The organism is Vibrio sp. zbq_1 (genome assembly GCF_043102935.1).
Taxonomy (GTDB): domain Bacteria; phylum Pseudomonadota; class Gammaproteobacteria; order Enterobacterales; family Vibrionaceae; genus Vibrio; species Vibrio parahaemolyticus.
The window spans coordinates 125,042-143,680 of sequence record NZ_JBICJH010000015.1; the positions used below are offsets into that span (position 1 = coordinate 125,042).

Here is an 18,639-nt window from a genome sequence, read left to right on the forward strand (position 1 = left end):
GAGCTCCTACTAAAAGATGTACTTCGCGTTAACCGTAAAGTAACGACCTGGTTCCGTTGAGTAGCGTTTGCTCTCATCAGCTATGCCAGCAACGTCTTGGTAACGAATGTATTCTTTGTCGAACAGGTTGATGATGGTCGCACTCAAACGGAAATCTTTGGTGATTTGGTAACTTGCTCCCAAATCGAGCGTGTTCCATGCTTCTGTTTTTGCGCATTCTGTCTTTTGTCCGAGCGACGTTTGGCAACTCGGCACACGATCCATCGAACCAGCCCAATTCCACGTCGCGAACGCATTAAAGTCTTGTTGCTGGTAGTTCAGCCCAACATTGCCCTCAAAAGGCGTGATGCTACGAACGTATTCGCCCTCAGCGTCCTTTCCGTCCACATAACCAAGCTTGGTACTTAGCTTCCAAGACGATGTGAAAGCATACGCGGCAGAAAGCTCCGCGCCGTAGGTTTCAACGCCGTGTAAGTTTTGGTATTGCTTGACGTAGTTACCGAAGTTATCTTGACCCGTGGTAACAACATCAATGAAGTTTTGGAACTTGTTGTAAAACGCAGAAACGTAAAGTTGCGCTCGGCCATTATCGAATTTGTTACCGATTTCAAACGAGTCCGAAGTTTCAGCCTCTAGATCCATATTTGGTGCAATAACAAAAGGCGTCAGCGGCACAAAGTCGTGGCTTACGAAGCCATACGCCTTATCGTATTCTGGCGCTCGATAGCCGTGATCGTAAGAGAGGTAAACGCGGTTGTTTTCGAACACTTCACGAGAAATCGACAAACTTGGTGAAATTTCAGAACTGTCGATATCTTTCAGTGGATATCCACCGATATCATTCTGGCCATCAGGTGAAAGTCGGTGCGCATCGAAACGCAAACCGCCAGTTAATGTCCATTTATCCAGTTCAATCATGTCACGGAAATAAAGCCCAATGTTGTATGCACGTGCAGCGGCAAAGGGTTGTTTTTGCGATGCGTTGGAACCCGTCCAATCGAGGACTTTCTGATTATCTTCCCGTTGGTAGTAATCCGATGCTATCTCAACGCCATACGCTAACTTGTGCTCAGCCGATGAGGCATGAAGCGTCTGTTTGAAATCCGCTCTCAAACCGACCGTGTTATCGGTAAATGTTTTGTGCTCAAGTTCGCGGCGCTTGATCAGCAGACCATTGGCGTCGGTAGAGTTCATTAAGCGATTGGTGTCTGTGATCACTTCGGTATGACGCCAATAAACTTTGGTATCCAACTCTTCAAACCATGCTGGTTCAAGCGGCGTTAGCTCTGCACCTAAATATGCACTGTATTCTTCTGTCGATTCATCTTCTGCAAAGTCTTCGATATGCCACTTGCCATCTTTTTGTATGGATGACGAACCTTCAAGGCGTTGTTGGTCTTGTCGATAGAGTTCGGCACGCGCTTTGATCATCACTTCATCACTGAAGAAATGATTGATGGCGTATGACGCGCTGTAACCATCCAAATCACGATTGTACAAATCTTGGCTGAAGTTACGCGTCTCTTCACCTTGCCAATAAGCCGCGTTGACCAAGCTTTCCGTATCGCCAGAACGAAATGCCAAATTGCTCGCGCCTTTGTATTTATTGCTGATCCCTGTATAAGTGCCCGTGGCGTCAACATAAAAGTCACGATCTTCTAAAAACTCGCCCGGCTGTTTGGATTTTAAAATCACAGCGCCACCAATGGCACCAGAGCCCAAGACTGAGGAGCTTGCCCCTTTCACTACTTCTAATGATTCAAGATTAGATAGATCGAACGTGTCGCGGCCCACTTTGTCATTGTTGTCATTCGCACCAAAACCGTCTGCAGAGCGAATGCCGTCACGAATGATCATAATGCGATTACCCGTCATGCCCCGAATCGTGATGTTTTGTGGACGACCAGCGCCACCCGACACACTTACCCCAGGCTCGTGACGCAGCGCATCATAAAGCTCTGTTTCGCCCTTTTGTTCAATCTCTTCGCTGGTGACAACCGCAACGCTGCCTGCTACTTCAGACACAGGTTGTTCAATCCGATTCGCCGTCACCACAACCTCTTCCATAGAGAAAACGTCAGATTTGGCGTGCACTTGGCTGGCAGCTAGTACCGAAAGTACTGCCGCTGACACTGGGGTAAGCTTCATTTACTGCTCCGCTTTAGATGTATTAATCAGTGATAAAAGAAAGGCGTATTCTTTTGCTTGTTGTTCTTGCGCTTGTCGTGGGTCCATTTGATGACCCGAGTTAAAATCGGTCTGTAACAAGTAAGGCCCGGTGTGCTCACTTAGCTCAGAAACCTTGGCGAGATACTTGGCACCTTCCCAGTAAGGCACGCGCTGGTCGATCAAACCGACTTGAACCAGCATCGGTGGGTAAGCGTCTTTGTGAATGTTGAGAATTGGATCGTACGCCTTCATTAGTGCCAGTTGTTCAGATTTGGTTGGGTTACCCCATTCGCCATACTGCTGCGTGGTCAGCGGAAGTGATGTATCCGACATGCTGGCTACCACATCAACAAAAGGCACTTTAAGCACGACACCTGAAAATAACTTAGGATCTCGATTAACCGCTCCCGCGACCAACGTGCCACCAGCACTAGAGCCAATGGCGAAAACCTCTCGATTACCGCGTTCAAACGTTTTCAGCGTCTTAGCGGCCGCGACAAAGTCGCCAATAGAATTGGCTTTGCGCACACCACGGCCTTGCTCATGCCACTCATCGCCAAAGTACCCACCGCCACGAACATGGGCGATAGCGTAAATCACGCCTTGGTCGAGCAAGCTTATGACTTGAGGCATAAAGTACGGTTTCATCGTAAAACCGTATGCGCCATAGCCATAAATCATCACGGGTGATTGTGCGTGTAATTTGTCTTTGCGATACGCTAAAGAGACGGGAACAGAAACACCATCGTGCTTAATGAAAATTCGTTTTGAAACATAATGTTGGCTATCAAAATCTTGGTAAGCATCTTGAGAGTACAAAGATTTAGTCAGCGTTTTTACATCAAACTCCTCCCATTGAGGAGGCGTGGTCATCGACATGCTTCGGATACGAATCTTGTTTGATTCAAAATCGCCTAACGTGCTCAACCAAGCGACATTTCCATCGTGTTCCAATGGCAGTATCACTTTTTCCTGACCTTGATAAGAATACACCGTCAACGTCGACACATTGTTTGGCTTACTAAGTGCCACAACTCCTGCATCATAAAGGTAGAACTGCTCAAGCGGCTCACTAGGGTTGGTAAAGCGTTGCCATGTTGCGCTAAGCGGCGTGAGTTCGGCTTGGTAAAGTGCAAACTTTCCTTCAAGATTACTGTTGAGGTAAACATGCCCTTTCGCGACATCTGCGTAATATTCCACACCCACTTCTGGCACTCGCAATGAATCGGTGACGGTGCCAGTTTCTAGATCGACAAGCTTCTGCTCTGTTGTTGACTCGTTGTTGCTTTGCAGCACGGCGTAACGACTATCTGCCGCGCGATAAAAAGAGAGTAACCAATCTGATTTGTACTCATTCCATACTACTGTTTTAGCCAAAGACTCAGTGGAAATACGTAGGATCTGATGAGGTCGCTGGGTACGCTTGTCCTTTGCTACAAGGTACGCCATTTTTCCATTTTGTGATAACAGTGCACCACTATCGACGTGTGTTGCCAGTTCCGAAGATTGGCCTGAGAGTAAATCAACAACCACAGCTCGATATTGCTCGCTGCCGTCGATATCCTCAGTGAAAAGCAGTTTATCGCCACTCACATGCCACTGACCAAGTTGATAGTATTGATGCGCCGATTGTCGCTCAGCGAAATCAAACACTGCGTTTTCTGGTGCATGCTGACTCGCACGTGATAACAACACGTAGCGACCGTCACGACGCGTTAACGTCCACTCTCGTCCATTCACAATCGACCATGGCTGCTCGCCTTTGTCTGCCACCATCGTTTCCCACTGTGCCAGCAGATCTTGTGTCAGTGCCTGATAACTTTTTTGATACTGTTCGGTCTTGCGGTTTTGCTGCGTCAAGTAGGTAAGAACTCGCTCATCTTTACGAGCGTCATCTCGCAGCCAGTTAAAATCATCAGCGGCAGTAGCGCCAAAACTAGAGGTAACTATGAGCCCTAAAAAAACATGAGTAAATTTCATATAGAGAGCGAATTCATTTATAGGATTAATGGAATCCGCGTATTCTGCCCTTAAATAAAAATGAGATCAATTATCATTTTCATAATTAAATAATATTTTTATCTAACCTGATTGAAAAAACGTTTGCTTTAACCAGTGTAAATACAATCAACATCTTGCTAAATTAGCAATCTGTGCTGTTTATATGAAGTCAGACAAATATAAGCATTGGGAGAAACGGTTAGTAAGAAAAGACAAGGGTTGGCTAAGTGACGGGCATAAAAAATCCGAGTGCGAACACTCGGATTTTATATGCATTAGAATCAGTTTAGAACTGAGGCGATCATGACTCTTCAGAGCTTGGTGCCGCAGGCTTTTTCTTAGGGATGAACACGTCATCACCCACCGATACGTTTTTGTAGAAGCTCTTGTCGCGTTTAGCTGGTTGCTTCGCCACTTTCTTCGCTTGAGGACGCGCTTTTTTCGTCGTCGCTTTCTTATTACGGAAATCTTTCTTAGGTGGTTTCAGACCTTTAAATTTACCTTTCAAATCTTCAAACACTGAGAATGCAAGATCTTGCTGTAGGTAAGTTTCGATACGCTTGAAGCTATCCCAGTCTTTTGGACCAACCAGAGAAATCGCATCACCTTTGTTACCCGCACGGCCAGTACGACCAACGCGGTGCACGTATTCTTCTGTATGCTTTGGCATATCGAAGTTGATGACGTGAGTCACTGTCGCAATATCCAATCCACGAGAAGCGACATCAGTCGTTACCAGAATCTTAAACACCGCACGCTCAAACTGGCTCATGATGGTGTTACGCTGCGTCTGGTTCAAGTTACCACTCAGTGCAACTGCCTTCAGTTTTTTCTCGTTCAGCTTCGCGGTTAGACGTTCGGTATCGTCACGCGTTGCCGTAAAAATGATCACTTGACGGTATTCCGCTTCAGAAAGTACGCGTTCCAGAATCGCTTCTTTGTGATCAAGGTGATCACACAAGTAGAATTTTTGCGTGATGTCTTTGTGTTCTTCGTTAGATACGCCAACTGCGATACGTTTTGGCGCATTGAGCATTTCAGAAGCAATATCGTTCACTTCTGCGTGGTCCAACGTTGCTGAGAACATCAACGTTTGACGACGACGGTGTTTCGCCGCGTTATGGATACGACGTAGCTCAGGCGCAAAGCCCAAATCCAACATACGGTCTGCTTCATCAAGAATCAGCGTTTCCAAACCGTCAAGGTACAGAGAGCGGTGCTCTAGGTGGTCAGCCAAACGTCCTGGTGTCGCCACGATGAATTTCGGGTAACGACGCAGTGCTTTTACTTGATCGTTAAAGTTCTCACCACCAAGAATCAACGCTGCATCGTAAGATAGACCAGCCAGCATAGAGCGAAGTTCGCCATACACTTGTTTAGCCAACTCACGCGTTGGAGCCAGAATCACAGCACGAGGATCTTTCGCTGAAAACGATTTTGTCTTCAGTGACTTGTGAAGCATTGGCAATACAAACGCCAAAGTCTTACCCGAACCCGTTTTCGAAGATGCCAATAAATCCTTGCCTACAATCGCAACAGGAATAGCCTGTTTTTGAATGTCAGTCGGTTTTTTAAAATCGTAGTGTTTTAGGTTCTTCAACAATCGGTTGTCTAGGCCTAGATCTTTAAATTGCAAAGTATTCTCCAATAAATCAGTCAGCGTCTGAGCGCTCTGTAATGTCGTTTCCGCTCTAACGCAGCAAAAAAATAAAGCTCGGTATAATACCGCAAATCATAGGAGTATAGATAGAGATCACACAAACTAATTCCCACGGATGAAAACAAAACATCATTTGCAACCCAGTGAAGAAGAAGCGTCGTCTGTAACTGGCGAAAACCTTGGCTAGAATTCGAGAAAAAACACGCCCATAAAAGTGTCGAATTCACTTCGTAGAATTAAGCCGATTGCAGTTATTTAGGGGTAGAAACTTTCATTTGTGTCAATATCGTCTAAATTATTGATATCAGGAACGTGGCAAAAATACCTGCTATGTGGACTGTTGTGGGAGCAATCGAAAGGATGAGTAATTACTTTTGTTAGGCTCAGGTAAAAGTTAACGTCAGGTACTCCATGAAATTCTTGGATTTTTTTGACTTTTGCTACATCATGTACTGATAAAATGTAACCACATTTAACCTCGCTACTGTATAAAAAAAGAGTTATAGGGCGAGACTTTCACTATAAGCAAGGAGTTCTTATATGAACAAAACGTTGATCGCAGCTGCAGCAACTTCAGTACTTCTACTAGCAGGTTGTGCTTCATCTGATGACGCAGCAACAGCAAACGCAGCTAAACTAGATGAACTAAGCAACCAAGTTAGCCAACTAAGCCAAGACGTACAATCTCTTCAATCTGACGTTCAAAAATCAGGTGACGCAGCAATGGCTGCTCAAGAAGAAGCAGCACGTGCTAACGAGCGTATCGATAACATCGCTCAGTCTTACACTAAGTAAGATGTTGTTCCGCGCTTTAACGCCCGTTAAGGCGCGGTTATTTCTACTGGGACCCCATTCTGAGCGGCAATAACGGCTTTCGCTTTCACATTCGTCAATCCAAATTCATTTAGCCACCAACCCAATTCTTTCGGAACTTGTAAATGTTCTTTCTCGCCATTGCTGCGAGTTAACGGTTCATGCGCTTCCACAAACACACTACGATCCGGCTCTAGTGACACTTTCACTGGCTGATTGATGATGTTTACTTTTTCACCACGACGAACCTTGTCGAACAACCATTCGATATCACTTGGGTCCATACGAATGCAACCGGCACTCACGCGCATTCCGATGCCGAAATCTTTGTTGGTACCGTGAATAAGGTACTCACCATTTCCGTAAGCTAGACGAAGTGCAAACAACCCAAGCGGGTTGTCGGGGCCTGCTGGCACAACCGCAGGTAAATCCACCCCTTTCGCTCTGTATTCTGCACGAATAGACGCAGGTGGCGTCCATGTTGGGTTCGGACGTTTTTGGCTGATGCTGGTTGTCATCACTGGTGTATCTCGCCCAATTCGGCCAATACCAACAGGGAAAACATGCACCACATCTTCGCCCTCTGGGAAGTAGTACAAACGCAGCTCTGCCAAGTTAATCACGATGCCTTGGTGAGGAACTTCAGGAAGAATAAGTTGAGATGGAATAGTAAGCACGCGCCCTTCTTGAGGAAGAAATGGATCAACGCCTTTGTTCGCTGCCATCAACGCTAGCATACCCACGTCATAATGCTTGGCGATGTTTGCCATGGTCTCGCCTTCTTGCACGACGTGGTTTTCGAGGCGACCAATCAAACGGCTGCCGTCCTCTGGTAACTCGTACATTTTGGCGAATGACAATCCACTCACTAATGATAACGAGACAGATAACAGGGTTCGTTTTGCAAAACTCATTGATCGCTTTTTGCTAAGCATTTCACTCTATTCCTTGGCACTTTTGAAGAGCCGTAAGGTTATCTCTCTTTCAACCTTGTGATCAACCATCGGCTTGTGATATTCCAGTAAAGAAAATCCCTCCCAAGTCCATGGTTTATGGACGAACTTATTCGGCACCCTCTTAATTTCTGGCACCCAGTGACGCACGAATTGACCGTCGGAATCGAACTTCTCGCCTTGGCTTATTGGATTGAAGATACGGAAGTATGGTTGGCCATCACAGCCAGTCGATGCCGACCACTGCCACCCACCATTATTTGCCGCAAAGTCGCCGTCGACGAGCTTGCTCATAAAGTATTCTTCGCCCCAGCGCCAGTCGATATGTAAATCCTTGGTAAGAAAGCTCGCGACAATCATGCGAAGTCGGTTGTGCATCCAGCCAGTTTGGTTGAGTTGACGCATTGCCGCATCAACAATTGGATATCCAGTCGTCCCCGTTTTCCAACATTCAAAAGCTTGCTCATCGTAAGACCATTGAATTTTTTCTTCCCAGTCGATGAATCCACGACCTTTGACAAGTTTAGGTTCAAACACCAATAAGTGCTGGTAGAACTCGCGCCAAATGATCTCGCTCAGCCACGTTGCTTTGCCTTCTGACAAATCCGGTTGTGGATTCTCAGCATACAACCTAGCGATGCACTGTCTTGGCGACAATGCTCCGATGGCAAGATAAGGCGAGAGCTGACTCGTACCATCGATAGCGGGGAAATCTCGCTTCATCTGGTAACCGTCACTACGCTCACGTGCAAACGTCCTCAATTGCTTGAGAATATCGTTGGTCGATGCACACCAAGCTTCGCTCGATTCCCTCGGATAAGAGAACGTAAAATCGGCATCAAAACCGTCTTGTTTTACCGCTGCTAACTGCTCACTAGGCAGTTCATTTTGTTTCTGAGGCTTGGATACCGTTGGCAAGGAAAATTTTTGCAACCATGCTCGTTTGAATGGCGTAAATACTTTGAAATACTCACCTTGCTTGTTGAGTACGGTCGTTGGCGCATGAACGCATTTGTCGTGAAAGGCGTGAAACTCTACCCCACGATTATCCAGTACTTGAGCAACCTTTCTATCCAACTCAACTTCATTCACTTCATAATTGATGTTGACCATTACCGCTGTTGCGTTGAGCTTATCCGCCCAATCGCAAATGACTTGTGTACAGTCGTCAAAACGCGGAACTTCTTTATATAGAAGAGGAATGTTTAGCTCTGTGAGCTCTTGATGAACATGCTCAAGACGCCTGGCGATTAAATCCGCCTGCATCGGCGCCATGTGGTGCTCTTGCCACTGTTCTGGCGTTGCAACAAAACAAGCAACAACAGGTTGCCCTGTATCACGTGCCGCCTTTAACGCCGTGTGGTCTAACGTGCGTAAATCACGCCTAAACCAAACCAGAATCATGTGGTCTCCTTACTGAATCTGTGTTTGTGCAAGATGAAGTTTCTCAATAACTTCCGAACACTGCACTTGCTCAGGATACCGCGCTAACAGCGCTTTGAATGCTTCCACTTGCTTGGCAGGTAGCGCCTTATTCGAGAACACATAAACACGCTGGTAGCGTTCAATCACGTCGTGCCCCACCAAGCCAGAAACGTCGTCCACCTTGTCGACCAAGGTGATGTGGTAACCTTGCTCACACAACTTCGCCGCCTGAATCCAGCTTTCTGCATCTCGACTTTGTTCAAAGCTGATCAACAGACATTTCCCCTTAGTAGATGCTTTGTTTTCAGAATCGATCACCAATGCCAAACGCGTGATTAAACAGGTTTGGAACAATCCCATCTGCAAAGAGCGCAGCGAGCCCTTAACCAAATCCAATGCTTCAAACACAGGATTGATAAACTGATCTACGACTAAGTTGAGCGGGTACTCTTTCAATACCGATGAGAGGACGCTTTCCGTTTTGCCACGATTGAGTTGCGACAACGCAGACAGTACGGTTTCCACTTCTTCAAGCGAATGGTTTTCTGCACTGATTTCTACATCCGATTGGCCGAGCAATCCTTTCACTTTGCCGATCGCAATGCCTTTGGATAACCAACCTTGAATTTCACGAATCGTATCGAGATCTTGCTGACAATATAAGCGATGCCCTTTTTCCGTTCTTTGTGGTTGGATTAGGTTATAGCGTCTTTGCCAAGCTCTCAGCGTCACAGGCTTAACGCCCGTAATCTCTGCAACATCTCGAATTGCGTATAGTTTTTCTTCTGAACTACAAACCATATCGTAATCTCATCTCCTGCGGGTGTGGCTCTAAAAACTTCTGTTTTTGCAGATATTCATCTGGATAAGCATTTAGATAGTGTTTAATTAATGTTAGTGGCGCGAGTAATGGCAGCGTGCCAGTACGATAGTCTTGAATCACGGTCGCGAGTTCTTCTTTTTCATCTTTGTTTAGAGAGCGTTTGAAATACCCTTGAAGATGCATCAACACATTCGTGTTGTTTTTGCGACTGGCACGGTTCGATAGCGCCGTCATCAGACCTAATCGATATTCTCGGTAAAACTCGTCAATCTCATAGTTGGCAACATCTGCGACTAAGCGCCCCAAAGATCGATACGACTCTGGATGATGCGCCATAAGCGTTAGCTTATAACGAGAATGGAAATCGATGATCTTACCGCGTGTCGGCTCACCTGCCATCGATTCATAAAAATCGTTGAGACAATAAATGCGAGTAATGAAGTTCTCTTTAAGAACGGGATCATTTAGGCGTCCATCTTCTTCGACAGGTAACCACGGCATTTTTTCCATCAACGTCTTCGTGTAAAGACCAATCCCTTCTTTTGCGGCGTTGTTTTTGCTGTACACTTTTACGCGTTCCATACCGCATGTTGGCGATTTGGCACAAACGATGTAACCACACAATTGCTCATTTTGAAGCTCGTCCACTTTATTTGCAGAGTAAGTCAACATGTTATCTGTGTGATCATTGTCGGGATTTTTCGTTTCAACCAACGCGATGCGTTCTTCATTACTGATTAAACGAATCGTCGGGCGTGGCACCGGCATGCCTACCCCCACTTCTGGGCATACAGAAACAAAGTCAAAATAATTGCTAAGCTCTTTAGTCACAAAGTTACTGACTTTATGACCAGAATCGAAACGCACGCGTTCACCTAACACGCAAGAACTGATACCTACTTTGATTGAAGATTCCATAGCAACGTCACCCCTATACAAAAAGTTTAGTTGTATAACTTATAGCAAGCCACCCTAAATTGTACAAGAAAATTAGTTGTACAATTTAATCGTTTTACTTACTCCTCCGCGATTTCGATCAGCTCGATTTAAAAAATATTTATCTTTTTCTTTGGCTATTTTGTGTGCGCAATCAATAAATCGCTCAAAAGCAAATCGATTGCCTTTTTGCTTTCAACAGATTTAGTTATCAACAGCTTGGTTAGTTTCGAAAAGGGTGGTTTTTGTGACTAACCTCTCAAGGGTTCACTGTACGTCCCGATATTATTGCCTCAACGAAAACGAACAAGTTCAACAGAATTGGTAATAGCATCCTATAATAGATGCGTTTTATCAGAACAAAACTTTGGAGAGCACTTATGGCAACCCCACACATCAACGCACAACCAGGTGATTTCGCTGAAACAGTTCTAATGCCAGGCGACCCTTTGCGTGCTAAATACATTGCAGAAACTTTCCTTGAAGATGTGAAGCAAGTTTGTGACGTTCGCAACATGTTCGGCTTTACTGGCACTTACAAAGGTAAAAAAGTGTCTGTAATGGGTCACGGTATGGGTATCCCTTCATGCTGTATCTACGTACACGAGCTAATCGCTGAATACGGCGTGAAAAACGTTATCCGTGTAGGTAGCTGTGGCGCGGTACGTGACGACGTTAACCTAATGGACGTTGTTATCGGTATGGGTGCTTCTACAGACTCAAAAGTTAACCGTATCCGTTTCAACAACCACGATTTCGCTGCAATCGCTGACTTCAGCCTTCTAGAAGAAGCGGTTAAGCAAGCTCGCGCTCAAGAAGTGCCAGTGAAAGTAGGTAACGTATTCTCTGCAGACCTGTTCTACACACCAGAAGCAGACATCTTCGAGAAGATGGAAAAACTAGGCATCCTAGGTGTAGACATGGAAGCGGCAGGTATCTACGGCGTAGCTGCAGACCTAGGCGCGAAAGCTCTAACTATCCTAACGGTTTCTGACCACATCATCCGTGGCGAAAAACTAAGCTCAGAAGAGCGCCAAAAGTCGTTCAACGACATGATGAAAGTTGCACTTGAAACAGCAATCAACATCTAAGAAGTTATTAAGTAATAATTTGCAGCCAGTGCCTGACTGGCTGCCCGAATTATCCCGAGGGGGCGATTGTGTCTAACGGCGAACTGCCAAAAGACGCAGATGGGTTACAACTCAACTTTTGTAAAACATTGGCGTGTGACAACTTTGGATTGAGTGATGCAAAGCGTTACGTTCTGCAACATGCGAACCCTAAGCGTCCGGCGATGGTATGCCGTGAATGTGGAGCTTTCCCCCCCTTACTTAACAACCGCGATGTCGTGAACGAACTTCATCGCCTCCGACACGTCCACAGTGACGGGTTACCTGCTTGTCGCAACGACGCGTGTGACAACTTCGGACTCTCTGTCCACACTCATAAACACCTCTATCACGCTTTCGGTTACAGTGGCGACCGTCAACGTTACCGTTGTAAAGCGTGCCAAAGCACTTTTGTCGATAAATGGTCTGGCGCCAATAAAAAGCTGCAGTTTCAAGAAAACCTGATGGGCCTTTTGTTCACCGGTTATTCCGTGCGCGAAATTTGCCGCAAACTCAGCATCAACCCAAAAACGTTTTATGATCACGTTGACCACATCGCCAGTCGTTGTCGTCGTAAGCTCGCGACCATTGATGCTCGTTGGGTTAATCACGCCAGTCACTACGAGTTGGCTTCCAGCTACATTGCCTTGCAGCCACACAGCAATAATGGAGTGTACTGGATTGTGTCTGGTGAAGCGCACTCGGGCTACATTCTTTGCCAACACGTGAACTACTCTTCGGATGAAGAACCTATCGCGACGCTGGATCACAACCCGTACGACGAAGTTTCTCGTTTTGTCTCTCAAGAGTACACAGCGGAAGCAAGTGAGCCACCAGCGGAACCTTCTAATCACCTTAGAGAGCGTATTGACCAAAAATACCAAACGATTTTGGCTCGTGGTAACGTCGAAGATCCGCTCGGTAACTTATCGGTATTTCATTACCCATCGAAAGGCGCGTTAGTTCGTCCTCCTTACACCTCGTACGCGCACTATTTGCATGTACTTGATATGTGTTGCCCTAACAAGCGGGTTTCGATTTACATGCCACAAGATCCCCTGCTCCGCTCCGCAGCGTTGAGCGTTTGTTTGTCTCGTATTCAAGAGAAAAACGTCGATCTGATGTATGTAGAAGAAGACGCTGGCTGGGACATGACTGCTCCGTTTGGCAAAGTGGATATTGCCTACATGAGTTGGTGGCGCGATCGCTGGGCGATCTCCAGTCAAGGCGAAAGCCACAAAGGCATTTGCTACCTTGCTGGCGATAAAAATGAACCAGAAAAGTGGTTTAACGTTGCAACAACTCGCCATGTGCAGTTCTATCAAAATCGCTTCCAGCTGTTGTTCGAAAGTTTCATTAACGAGCCACGTCGCAAATTGCGACCTGCCGGAATTTTACCTCTTTTAGATATATTCAGAGCTTGGCATAATTTGTGCTATCAGGACAAACAAGGTCTTACTGCCGCACAAAGGCTAGAAGTCACTGACGCACCTCTAACCATTAAGCAGCTCCTATCGTAACTATTTAACTCATTTAGATGTGGTAATTAGGGGCAGTGACGGTATACATTACGGCACCTGATATTTTATGATGTGGCTTTCATGCTGCACTCGTAATGAAGTACGCATCTAACCACTTATTATTTAGGTGTAAATTCCAGTTCGATAGTCATGGATGTGAACGTTGGATAAAACCCAAATTCAGCTAGAAGACGAGCTTAACTCACTCAAAGGGCAAGTGAAAACGCACCCTGAACGCACTCTTCGCCTCGCCGAGCAGTGCCGCCTTCGCGCGGAACAAATACTGTTTATTGACGGTGAAATCAAAGCGTTACTCGTCATGGCGCACAGTTGTTGGTGTTTGATGGAATATCGCCAAGGGCTGAAATTCATCAAAGACGCCTACAATAAGCAAATCCAACTGGACACTGACGATCACCTTCCAGAAATTCTGCATATCTTCGCCCTTCAATACTGGGGACAAGCCAAATATTACTCGGCGCAGCAATATTGGATTAATGCCTTGGAGCAATCGGCTTTGGTCGATGATATTGAGATTCAGATTGAATCCCTGATTGGTCTTGGCAATGTTTGGCGCATCACCAACGAACACAAACTTGCCGCATCGACTCATGAGCTTGCAGTTAAAGTGGCAAACAACGTCCGAATTGCATGGTTAGAAGGTAAAGCTCGCATTCTGCTTGCTTGGGACTACTACCTCCTCAACAACTTTATTGAGATGCTAACGGTACTTGATGGCGCAACAGAAGTGCTCAAAGACCATGAAGACAGCACTTGGCAAGCCGAAATTTGGGACTTTAAAGGCTTGGCACTCCTTGGCTTAGAACGCCTAGACGCTGCGGAAGAAGCAACCCAAAAAGCGCACAAACTGGCCATTGAGCACGATCTAACGTGGATGAAAGCACACTCTTTCATCAGTCGAGCAAGACTAGAGCTACTGCGTAAAAACACGGACAGCGCAGCCGAGTTGTTGCTTGCCGCAGAAGAATCCGCGCTTAATTTCGACAACGGCGAACTGCTAAGTCAGATCTGTTTTCAGCAATCTCGCGTTGCTGAAGAGCAAGGCGATTTCGAAGCGGCATTTAATGCGTTTAAAAAATACCGAAAACATGCACTGAAAATGCTCAAAGAGCAGACCAATCGGGTCAGCATGGATAAAGCGCGCGGCTCAAAACGCCAGCTAGAACAACGTGCTCGCAAGCTCATCAATCGTATTCGCTCTCAACATGAATACGATCCCGAAAAGCAGTTTTCTAACGTCGTTTCCGAAACGTACTGGTGGGAACAACTGGTTCTATTTAAGACTGAGCTTAAACGCTCTAACCATGCGGTGATCATGATTCGCCACTCCAATCCTGCGTTTCTCGATGCGTGCACTGAACTGGTTCACTCATTAACGACGCCAAGCGATCTCATTTCACGCCTATCTAGCGATCGACTCGCTATGTTGATTGCCGAAAAAGATCAAGCCGCAGAAGAGCTCTACCGAACCGTGCATGCCATGTTAGACATTTATCCATGGGAACGACGTGGCCTCAAAGGGCCAAAACCGACATTGTATTTACAAGACATCCTGACTTTCCCATTTACTTTAGAGCAGTTGGAAGAAAGCTATATTGAGGTAATGAAGAATGGAACTACTGCTTAGCAAAGTCACTGACGCAGGCATCGATCCTTCTTCTGTTTCTGGGGAAGAAGCCATCACGCTTTGGGAACATATCGGTCGACACATTGCGTCCACCAGCCGTGAAAAAGCACATTGCCTAATTATCAGCGCAGAATACCGCCGCGAAATCAAACAGCTTTGTGACAGTATCGAAGAGCTTAGACAAGCATTAGAGCTGCTCTCATTACCTGAGGATGTCGAAGATATACTGTCGGTCAAAGCAAGTTTAAGCGAACGCTTAGTTGAAGTTGGTGATTACAACTCTGCCCTCACCGAGTACATCGCTTCCACCAACATCGCAGTGGAATACGGTTTTATCGACGAATACGTTTTAGCGATCATTGGTATGGGCAACTTATGCGATGCTTATGGCGATCACAACCGTGCTCTACGTTACTACCAAAAGATCGACGCGATTGATCATGCCATCAGCAGTCGCTCACTTCGTTTGCGTTACAAACTGTATATGCTCGCCTGTTACATCAGTCTAAAACGCGTGGCCGAAGCCAGCGAATTATTGGGTGAATGTGAAGAGCTCAGCATCCTAGTAAGCGACAAAAACCTCGCCGCTCAAACGCATTTGTATCGCGCTAAATTGCATCGTCTGCAAGAAGAGTATTCCGAAGCGCTGCTTTCCATATCCAGCATTAAGTACACCACCGGAAGTGCGACCACCTATTGGCTCTCAACCATGGTCAAAATTGAAACGGCCTATTGCTTGAATGGTGTTGGCCACACTTCGTTGGCTAATTTGCTGTTGGAGTCCATTGGGAAGCGAATTAAAAAGCATTCTTCGCCCATTCTGGCGAAACGTTTTTACAACGCAATGAGCAAAGTCAGTGCGTCACAAGGGCAGTTTCAGCAAGCTTTAAGCTGTGAGAAACGCGCTTTTCGTATTGAATCAGACTTAATAAAACACATCCCAATCAGCGAATTGGGCGCGGCTCAACTGCGTCGATTGTCTCGCTTTGAATTGCAGTTAAAGCTCATTCTGTCTGAGATTGAAAACAAAGAGCTTAAAGAGACGACCAAACAACACAAAAATACCGTAGCTCAGTTACAACAAGACGTATTTACCGATCCCCTTACCTCGTTGCACAACCGCCGCTGGTTGGAGGTAAAACTGAAAGACATGTTGCTGCACGACACTCCATTCGCATTGATGGTCATCGACATCGATCACTTCAAATCCATCAATGACGAACTGAGCCATTTGGTGGGTGACAAAGCGATCAAAAGTGTGTCACAGGAACTGGCAGCCTACTTCAAATTTAAAGGTGCATCGTGCGTGCGATTTGGCGGTGAAGAGTTCCTTGTAATTCTTGAGAACAGCCAATTGGAACGCGCAGAAATGCACGCTGAAAACTACCGCGAACGTATTTTTAAATATGCATGGCGAGACATTCTTGGCGAACGCGGCCTAACCGTTTCCATCGGTATTACACTCCATCGCGAAGGGGAAAACACTCAGCGCACCTTCTACCGCGCCGACAAAGCCTTGTATCGTGCCAAAGCCAATGGCCGAAACCAAGTCTGTACCGAACTTTAAGCCACGCCCCAGTTGAAATCTGGGGCTTTATCATGCTTTTTATCAGCCCTACCCGAATCTATTCACTTTTTGTTTAAATCTGTACTCAATCTCGCCAAACTTGCCTACAACTATCAGTACGTACTGATATCGCATAAACATAATTCGCACATAAAAAGCGCTTGATTCATCTATAGTTAAGACAAATACTTAAACCGTTAATTTACGTAAGTTTTTCCAATTCGCAACAAGCACAGGTAAGTAAGATGTTTCTAGACTATTTTGCACTTGGGTTACTCATCTTCGTTGCTTTAGTTATCTTCTACGGAATCATTGTTATCCATGACATCCCGTATGAAATTGCTAAAGAGCGTGAACACCCGCACCAAGACGCAATTCACTACGCAGGTTGGGTCAGCCTGTTCACACTGCACGCGCTTTGGCCATTCCTTTGGATATGGGCAACATTGTGGCGCAAAGAGCGTGGTTGGGGTTTCAAACAACTTGAGCAAGAAACACACGACATTCATCACCGTCTTGAAGAACTCATCGACGAAGTCAACGAACTCAAAAACGAAGTATCGATGTTGAAACAACAAAAGATTCAGCAAAAGCCTTTGACTGAACAAAGTAAAGAGGACGAATAATGGATTTATTGCTGATTCTGACTTACGCAGCTCTTTGTATCGCCATTTTTAAAATCTTCAATATTCCTCTAAACAAATGGACGGTCCCGACAGCTGTACTTGGTGGCGTAGTGTTGGTGGGCACACTTGTGCTACTTATGAACTACAACCACCCATTTACTCAGTTAGGTAACCAAGTGTTCCCAACTACGCCTATCGTCTCTGGTGTACGTGGCCGCGTTGTGGAAGTGCCAGTTCAAGCGAACCAACCGCTCAAAACCGGCGATATTCTTTTTAAAATCGACCCTGTGCCTTTTGAAGCGGAAGTCGCTCGCCTTGAAGCGAAAGTCAAAGAAGCAAGCCAAGGCGCGTTGGGTTTAGAGTCTGATCTAAGAGAAGCAGAAGCTGCGGTTTTAAAAGCACAAGCAGATAGAGATAAAGCGCAAAGAGAGTTTAGCCGATATCAAAGAGGCTTTGATCGCGGCGCGTTTACTGAACAAGATTTAGATACTCGACGCCAAGCGTATAAAGCGGCAGAAGCCATGCTAGACGTTGCGATTTTGCAACAAGAACAAGCGCAAATCGCTCTGGACTCTGAAATTGGTGGTGAAAACACTCAAGTCGCGCAACTTCTCGCAGAGCTGCGTAAAGCAGAGTTTAACCTAGAACAAACTATCGTTCGTGCACCAACCGATGGTTACGTTACGCAATTGGCTTTGCGTCCTGGTGTGATGGCTGTGCCGTTACCGCTTGCTCCTGCAATGACCTTCGTGCATACCGAAGACATTACGTACACCGCTGCGTTCAGACAAAACTCGCTACAACGTTTGAAGCCGGGCTTTGAAGCTGAATTTATGTTCCGCGCAATTCCGGGCAAAGTGTTCCGTGGCGAAGTCATTGACGTGATTCCGGCCATTGGTGAAAGTCAAATTCAAGCCAGAGGTGCTCTACTTGGTACCGATGCCTTGCGCACGAGCGGACGTGTATTTGCGAAGCTAAAAATCACGGACGATTTGAGCGAATACCACCTGCCAATGGGTACTGCGGTTGAAGTCGCAGTTTACTCAGACAGCTTTACTCACGTATCAGTAATGCGCAAAGTGCTTATTCGCATGAAGAGCTGGCAGAACTATTTGTACCTAGACCATTAATGAACTGCTAGCTCATTCATTTATCGATGAAAATAGCATCAAAAAGTGTAATCGGGGGCTGACAATCAGCCTCCGATTTCATTCTAGCCATCCAGACAGATAGCATTCCCACTTTTATCAATATTCTGTATAATGCGCGCCTTATTTTTAATGCTTGCTAAAAAACAAAGCCAGTCAAAGGGATACGTGAATCAAATCACACATTTCCTGAAGAAAAATAGAGCAAACAATAAGCAGTTTGGTTGTTTTGGATATATGT

At 45.9% G+C, this 18,639-nt stretch carries 14 protein-coding genes; 7 read left to right on the forward strand and 7 right to left on the reverse strand.

Going from position 1 to position 18,639, the window contains the following annotated elements; genetic code table 11:
• Nucleotides 1–9: 9 nt before the first annotated feature.
• The 3 genes from ACF8CV_RS08520 to ACF8CV_RS08530 form a co-directional block, all read right to left on the reverse strand.
• The gene (locus tag ACF8CV_RS08520; RefSeq protein WP_031851980.1) at nucleotides 10–2,148 is read right to left on the reverse strand and encodes a TonB-dependent hemoglobin/transferrin/lactoferrin family receptor; all 2,139 of its coding nucleotides are present in this window, start codon (nucleotides 2,146–2,148) and stop codon (nucleotides 10–12) included.
• Nucleotides 2,149–4,149 (reverse strand): prolyl oligopeptidase family serine peptidase, encoded by a 2,001-nt coding sequence (locus ACF8CV_RS08525; RefSeq protein ID WP_025499660.1) that lies wholly within the window; start codon nucleotides 4,147–4,149, stop codon nucleotides 2,149–2,151. It abuts the gene before it with no gap.
• A 322-nt stretch (nucleotides 4,150–4,471) separates the two neighbouring features.
• Nucleotides 4,472–5,818, reverse strand: coding sequence for a DEAD/DEAH box helicase (locus ACF8CV_RS08530; RefSeq protein WP_208871071.1), 1,347 nt, complete (start codon nucleotides 5,816–5,818; stop codon nucleotides 4,472–4,474).
• Nucleotides 5,819–6,370: 552 nt separating this feature from the next.
• Here ACF8CV_RS08530 and ACF8CV_RS08535 point away from each other — a divergent pair.
• The gene (locus ACF8CV_RS08535) at nucleotides 6,371–6,625 is read left to right on the forward strand and encodes an Lpp/OprI family alanine-zipper lipoprotein (protein ID WP_005462467.1); all 255 of its coding nucleotides are present in this window, start codon (nucleotides 6,371–6,373) and stop codon (nucleotides 6,623–6,625) included.
• A 26-nt stretch (nucleotides 6,626–6,651) separates the two neighbouring features.
• Here ACF8CV_RS08535 and ACF8CV_RS08540 read toward each other — a convergent pair whose 3' ends face one another.
• From ACF8CV_RS08540 to ACF8CV_RS08555, 4 genes are read right to left on the reverse strand one after another with little or no spacing between them, the layout of a single operon-like run.
• Nucleotides 6,652–7,578, reverse strand: coding sequence for a L,D-transpeptidase family protein (locus tag ACF8CV_RS08540; protein ID WP_015313564.1), 927 nt, complete (start codon nucleotides 7,576–7,578; stop codon nucleotides 6,652–6,654).
• 6 nt (nucleotides 7,579–7,584) lie between these two features.
• Nucleotides 7,585–9,000, reverse strand: a complete 1,416-nt coding sequence (phrB, locus tag ACF8CV_RS08545; protein WP_208871070.1) for a deoxyribodipyrimidine photo-lyase — start codon at nucleotides 8,998–9,000, stop codon at nucleotides 7,585–7,587.
• A 9-nt stretch (nucleotides 9,001–9,009) separates the two neighbouring features.
• Entirely contained in the window at nucleotides 9,010–9,822 is an 813-nt protein-coding gene (locus ACF8CV_RS08550) for a MerR family transcriptional regulator (RefSeq protein ID WP_005462936.1), read from the reverse strand.
• Nucleotides 9,812–10,762, reverse strand: a complete 951-nt coding sequence (locus tag ACF8CV_RS08555) for a DUF523 and DUF1722 domain-containing protein (RefSeq protein ID WP_020838168.1) — start codon at nucleotides 10,760–10,762, stop codon at nucleotides 9,812–9,814. The genes ACF8CV_RS08550 and ACF8CV_RS08555 overlap by 11 nt, the downstream gene beginning before the upstream one ends.
• Nucleotides 10,763–11,160: 398 nt before the next feature.
• On the opposite strand from ACF8CV_RS08555, the gene deoD reads away from it, so the two are divergent.
• From deoD to ACF8CV_RS08585, 6 genes are all read left to right on the forward strand, one after another.
• Nucleotides 11,161–11,871: a purine-nucleoside phosphorylase gene (deoD, locus tag ACF8CV_RS08560; RefSeq protein WP_005462930.1), complete on the forward strand. Its 711-nt coding sequence runs from the start codon at nucleotides 11,161–11,163 to the stop codon at nucleotides 11,869–11,871.
• Nucleotides 11,872–11,939: 68 nt separating this feature from the next.
• On the forward strand, nucleotides 11,940–13,409 hold the full coding sequence (locus tag ACF8CV_RS08565) for a transposase (RefSeq protein WP_005462928.1): 1,470 nt from the start codon (nucleotides 11,940–11,942) through the stop codon (nucleotides 13,407–13,409).
• Between the two features lie 163 nt (nucleotides 13,410–13,572).
• The gene (locus ACF8CV_RS08570; protein WP_208871069.1) at nucleotides 13,573–15,057 is read left to right on the forward strand and encodes a hypothetical protein; all 1,485 of its coding nucleotides are present in this window, start codon (nucleotides 13,573–13,575) and stop codon (nucleotides 15,055–15,057) included.
• Nucleotides 15,041–16,624: a GGDEF domain-containing protein gene (locus tag ACF8CV_RS08575; RefSeq protein WP_005478159.1), complete on the forward strand. Its 1,584-nt coding sequence runs from the start codon at nucleotides 15,041–15,043 to the stop codon at nucleotides 16,622–16,624. Before ACF8CV_RS08570 ends, ACF8CV_RS08575 begins: the two co-directional genes overlap by 17 nt.
• Before the next feature lie 245 nt (nucleotides 16,625–16,869).
• Nucleotides 16,870–17,250, forward strand: coding sequence for a DUF3302 domain-containing protein (locus tag ACF8CV_RS08580; protein ID WP_005478107.1), 381 nt, complete (start codon nucleotides 16,870–16,872; stop codon nucleotides 17,248–17,250).
• Complete coding sequence (locus tag ACF8CV_RS08585) at nucleotides 17,250–18,380, forward strand: HlyD family secretion protein (RefSeq protein WP_005478401.1); 1,131 nt, start codon at nucleotides 17,250–17,252, stop codon at nucleotides 18,378–18,380. The genes ACF8CV_RS08580 and ACF8CV_RS08585 overlap by 1 nt, the downstream gene beginning before the upstream one ends.
• Nucleotides 18,381–18,639: the final 259 nt, after the last annotated feature.

Bases quoted from the DNA above. Each gene is read 5' to 3' on its own strand.
- phrB (WP_208871070.1), bottom strand. From the start codon at position 9,000: ATGATTCTGGTTTGGTTTAGGCGTGATTTACGCACGTTAGACCACACG.
- ACF8CV_RS08585 (WP_005478401.1), top strand. From the start codon at position 17,250: ATGGATTTATTGCTGATTCTGACTTACGCAGCTCTTTGTATCGCCATT.
- ACF8CV_RS08535 (WP_005462467.1), top strand. From the start codon at position 6,371: ATGAACAAAACGTTGATCGCAGCTGCAGCAACTTCAGTACTTCTACTA.
- ACF8CV_RS08580 (WP_005478107.1), top strand. From the start codon at position 16,870: ATGTTTCTAGACTATTTTGCACTTGGGTTACTCATCTTCGTTGCTTTA.
- ACF8CV_RS08555 (WP_020838168.1), bottom strand. From the start codon at position 10,762: ATGGAATCTTCAATCAAAGTAGGTATCAGTTCTTGCGTGTTAGGTGAA.
- ACF8CV_RS08520 (WP_031851980.1), bottom strand. From the start codon at position 2,148: ATGAAGCTTACCCCAGTGTCAGCGGCAGTACTTTCGGTACTAGCTGCC.
- deoD (WP_005462930.1), top strand. From the start codon at position 11,161: ATGGCAACCCCACACATCAACGCACAACCAGGTGATTTCGCTGAAACA.
- ACF8CV_RS08575 (WP_005478159.1), top strand. From the start codon at position 15,041: ATGGAACTACTGCTTAGCAAAGTCACTGACGCAGGCATCGATCCTTCT.
- ACF8CV_RS08550 (WP_005462936.1), bottom strand. From the start codon at position 9,822: ATGGTTTGTAGTTCAGAAGAAAAACTATACGCAATTCGAGATGTTGCA.
- ACF8CV_RS08525 (WP_025499660.1), bottom strand. From the start codon at position 4,149: ATGAAATTTACTCATGTTTTTTTAGGGCTCATAGTTACCTCTAGTTTT.
- ACF8CV_RS08540 (WP_015313564.1), bottom strand. From the start codon at position 7,578: ATGCTTAGCAAAAAGCGATCAATGAGTTTTGCAAAACGAACCCTGTTA.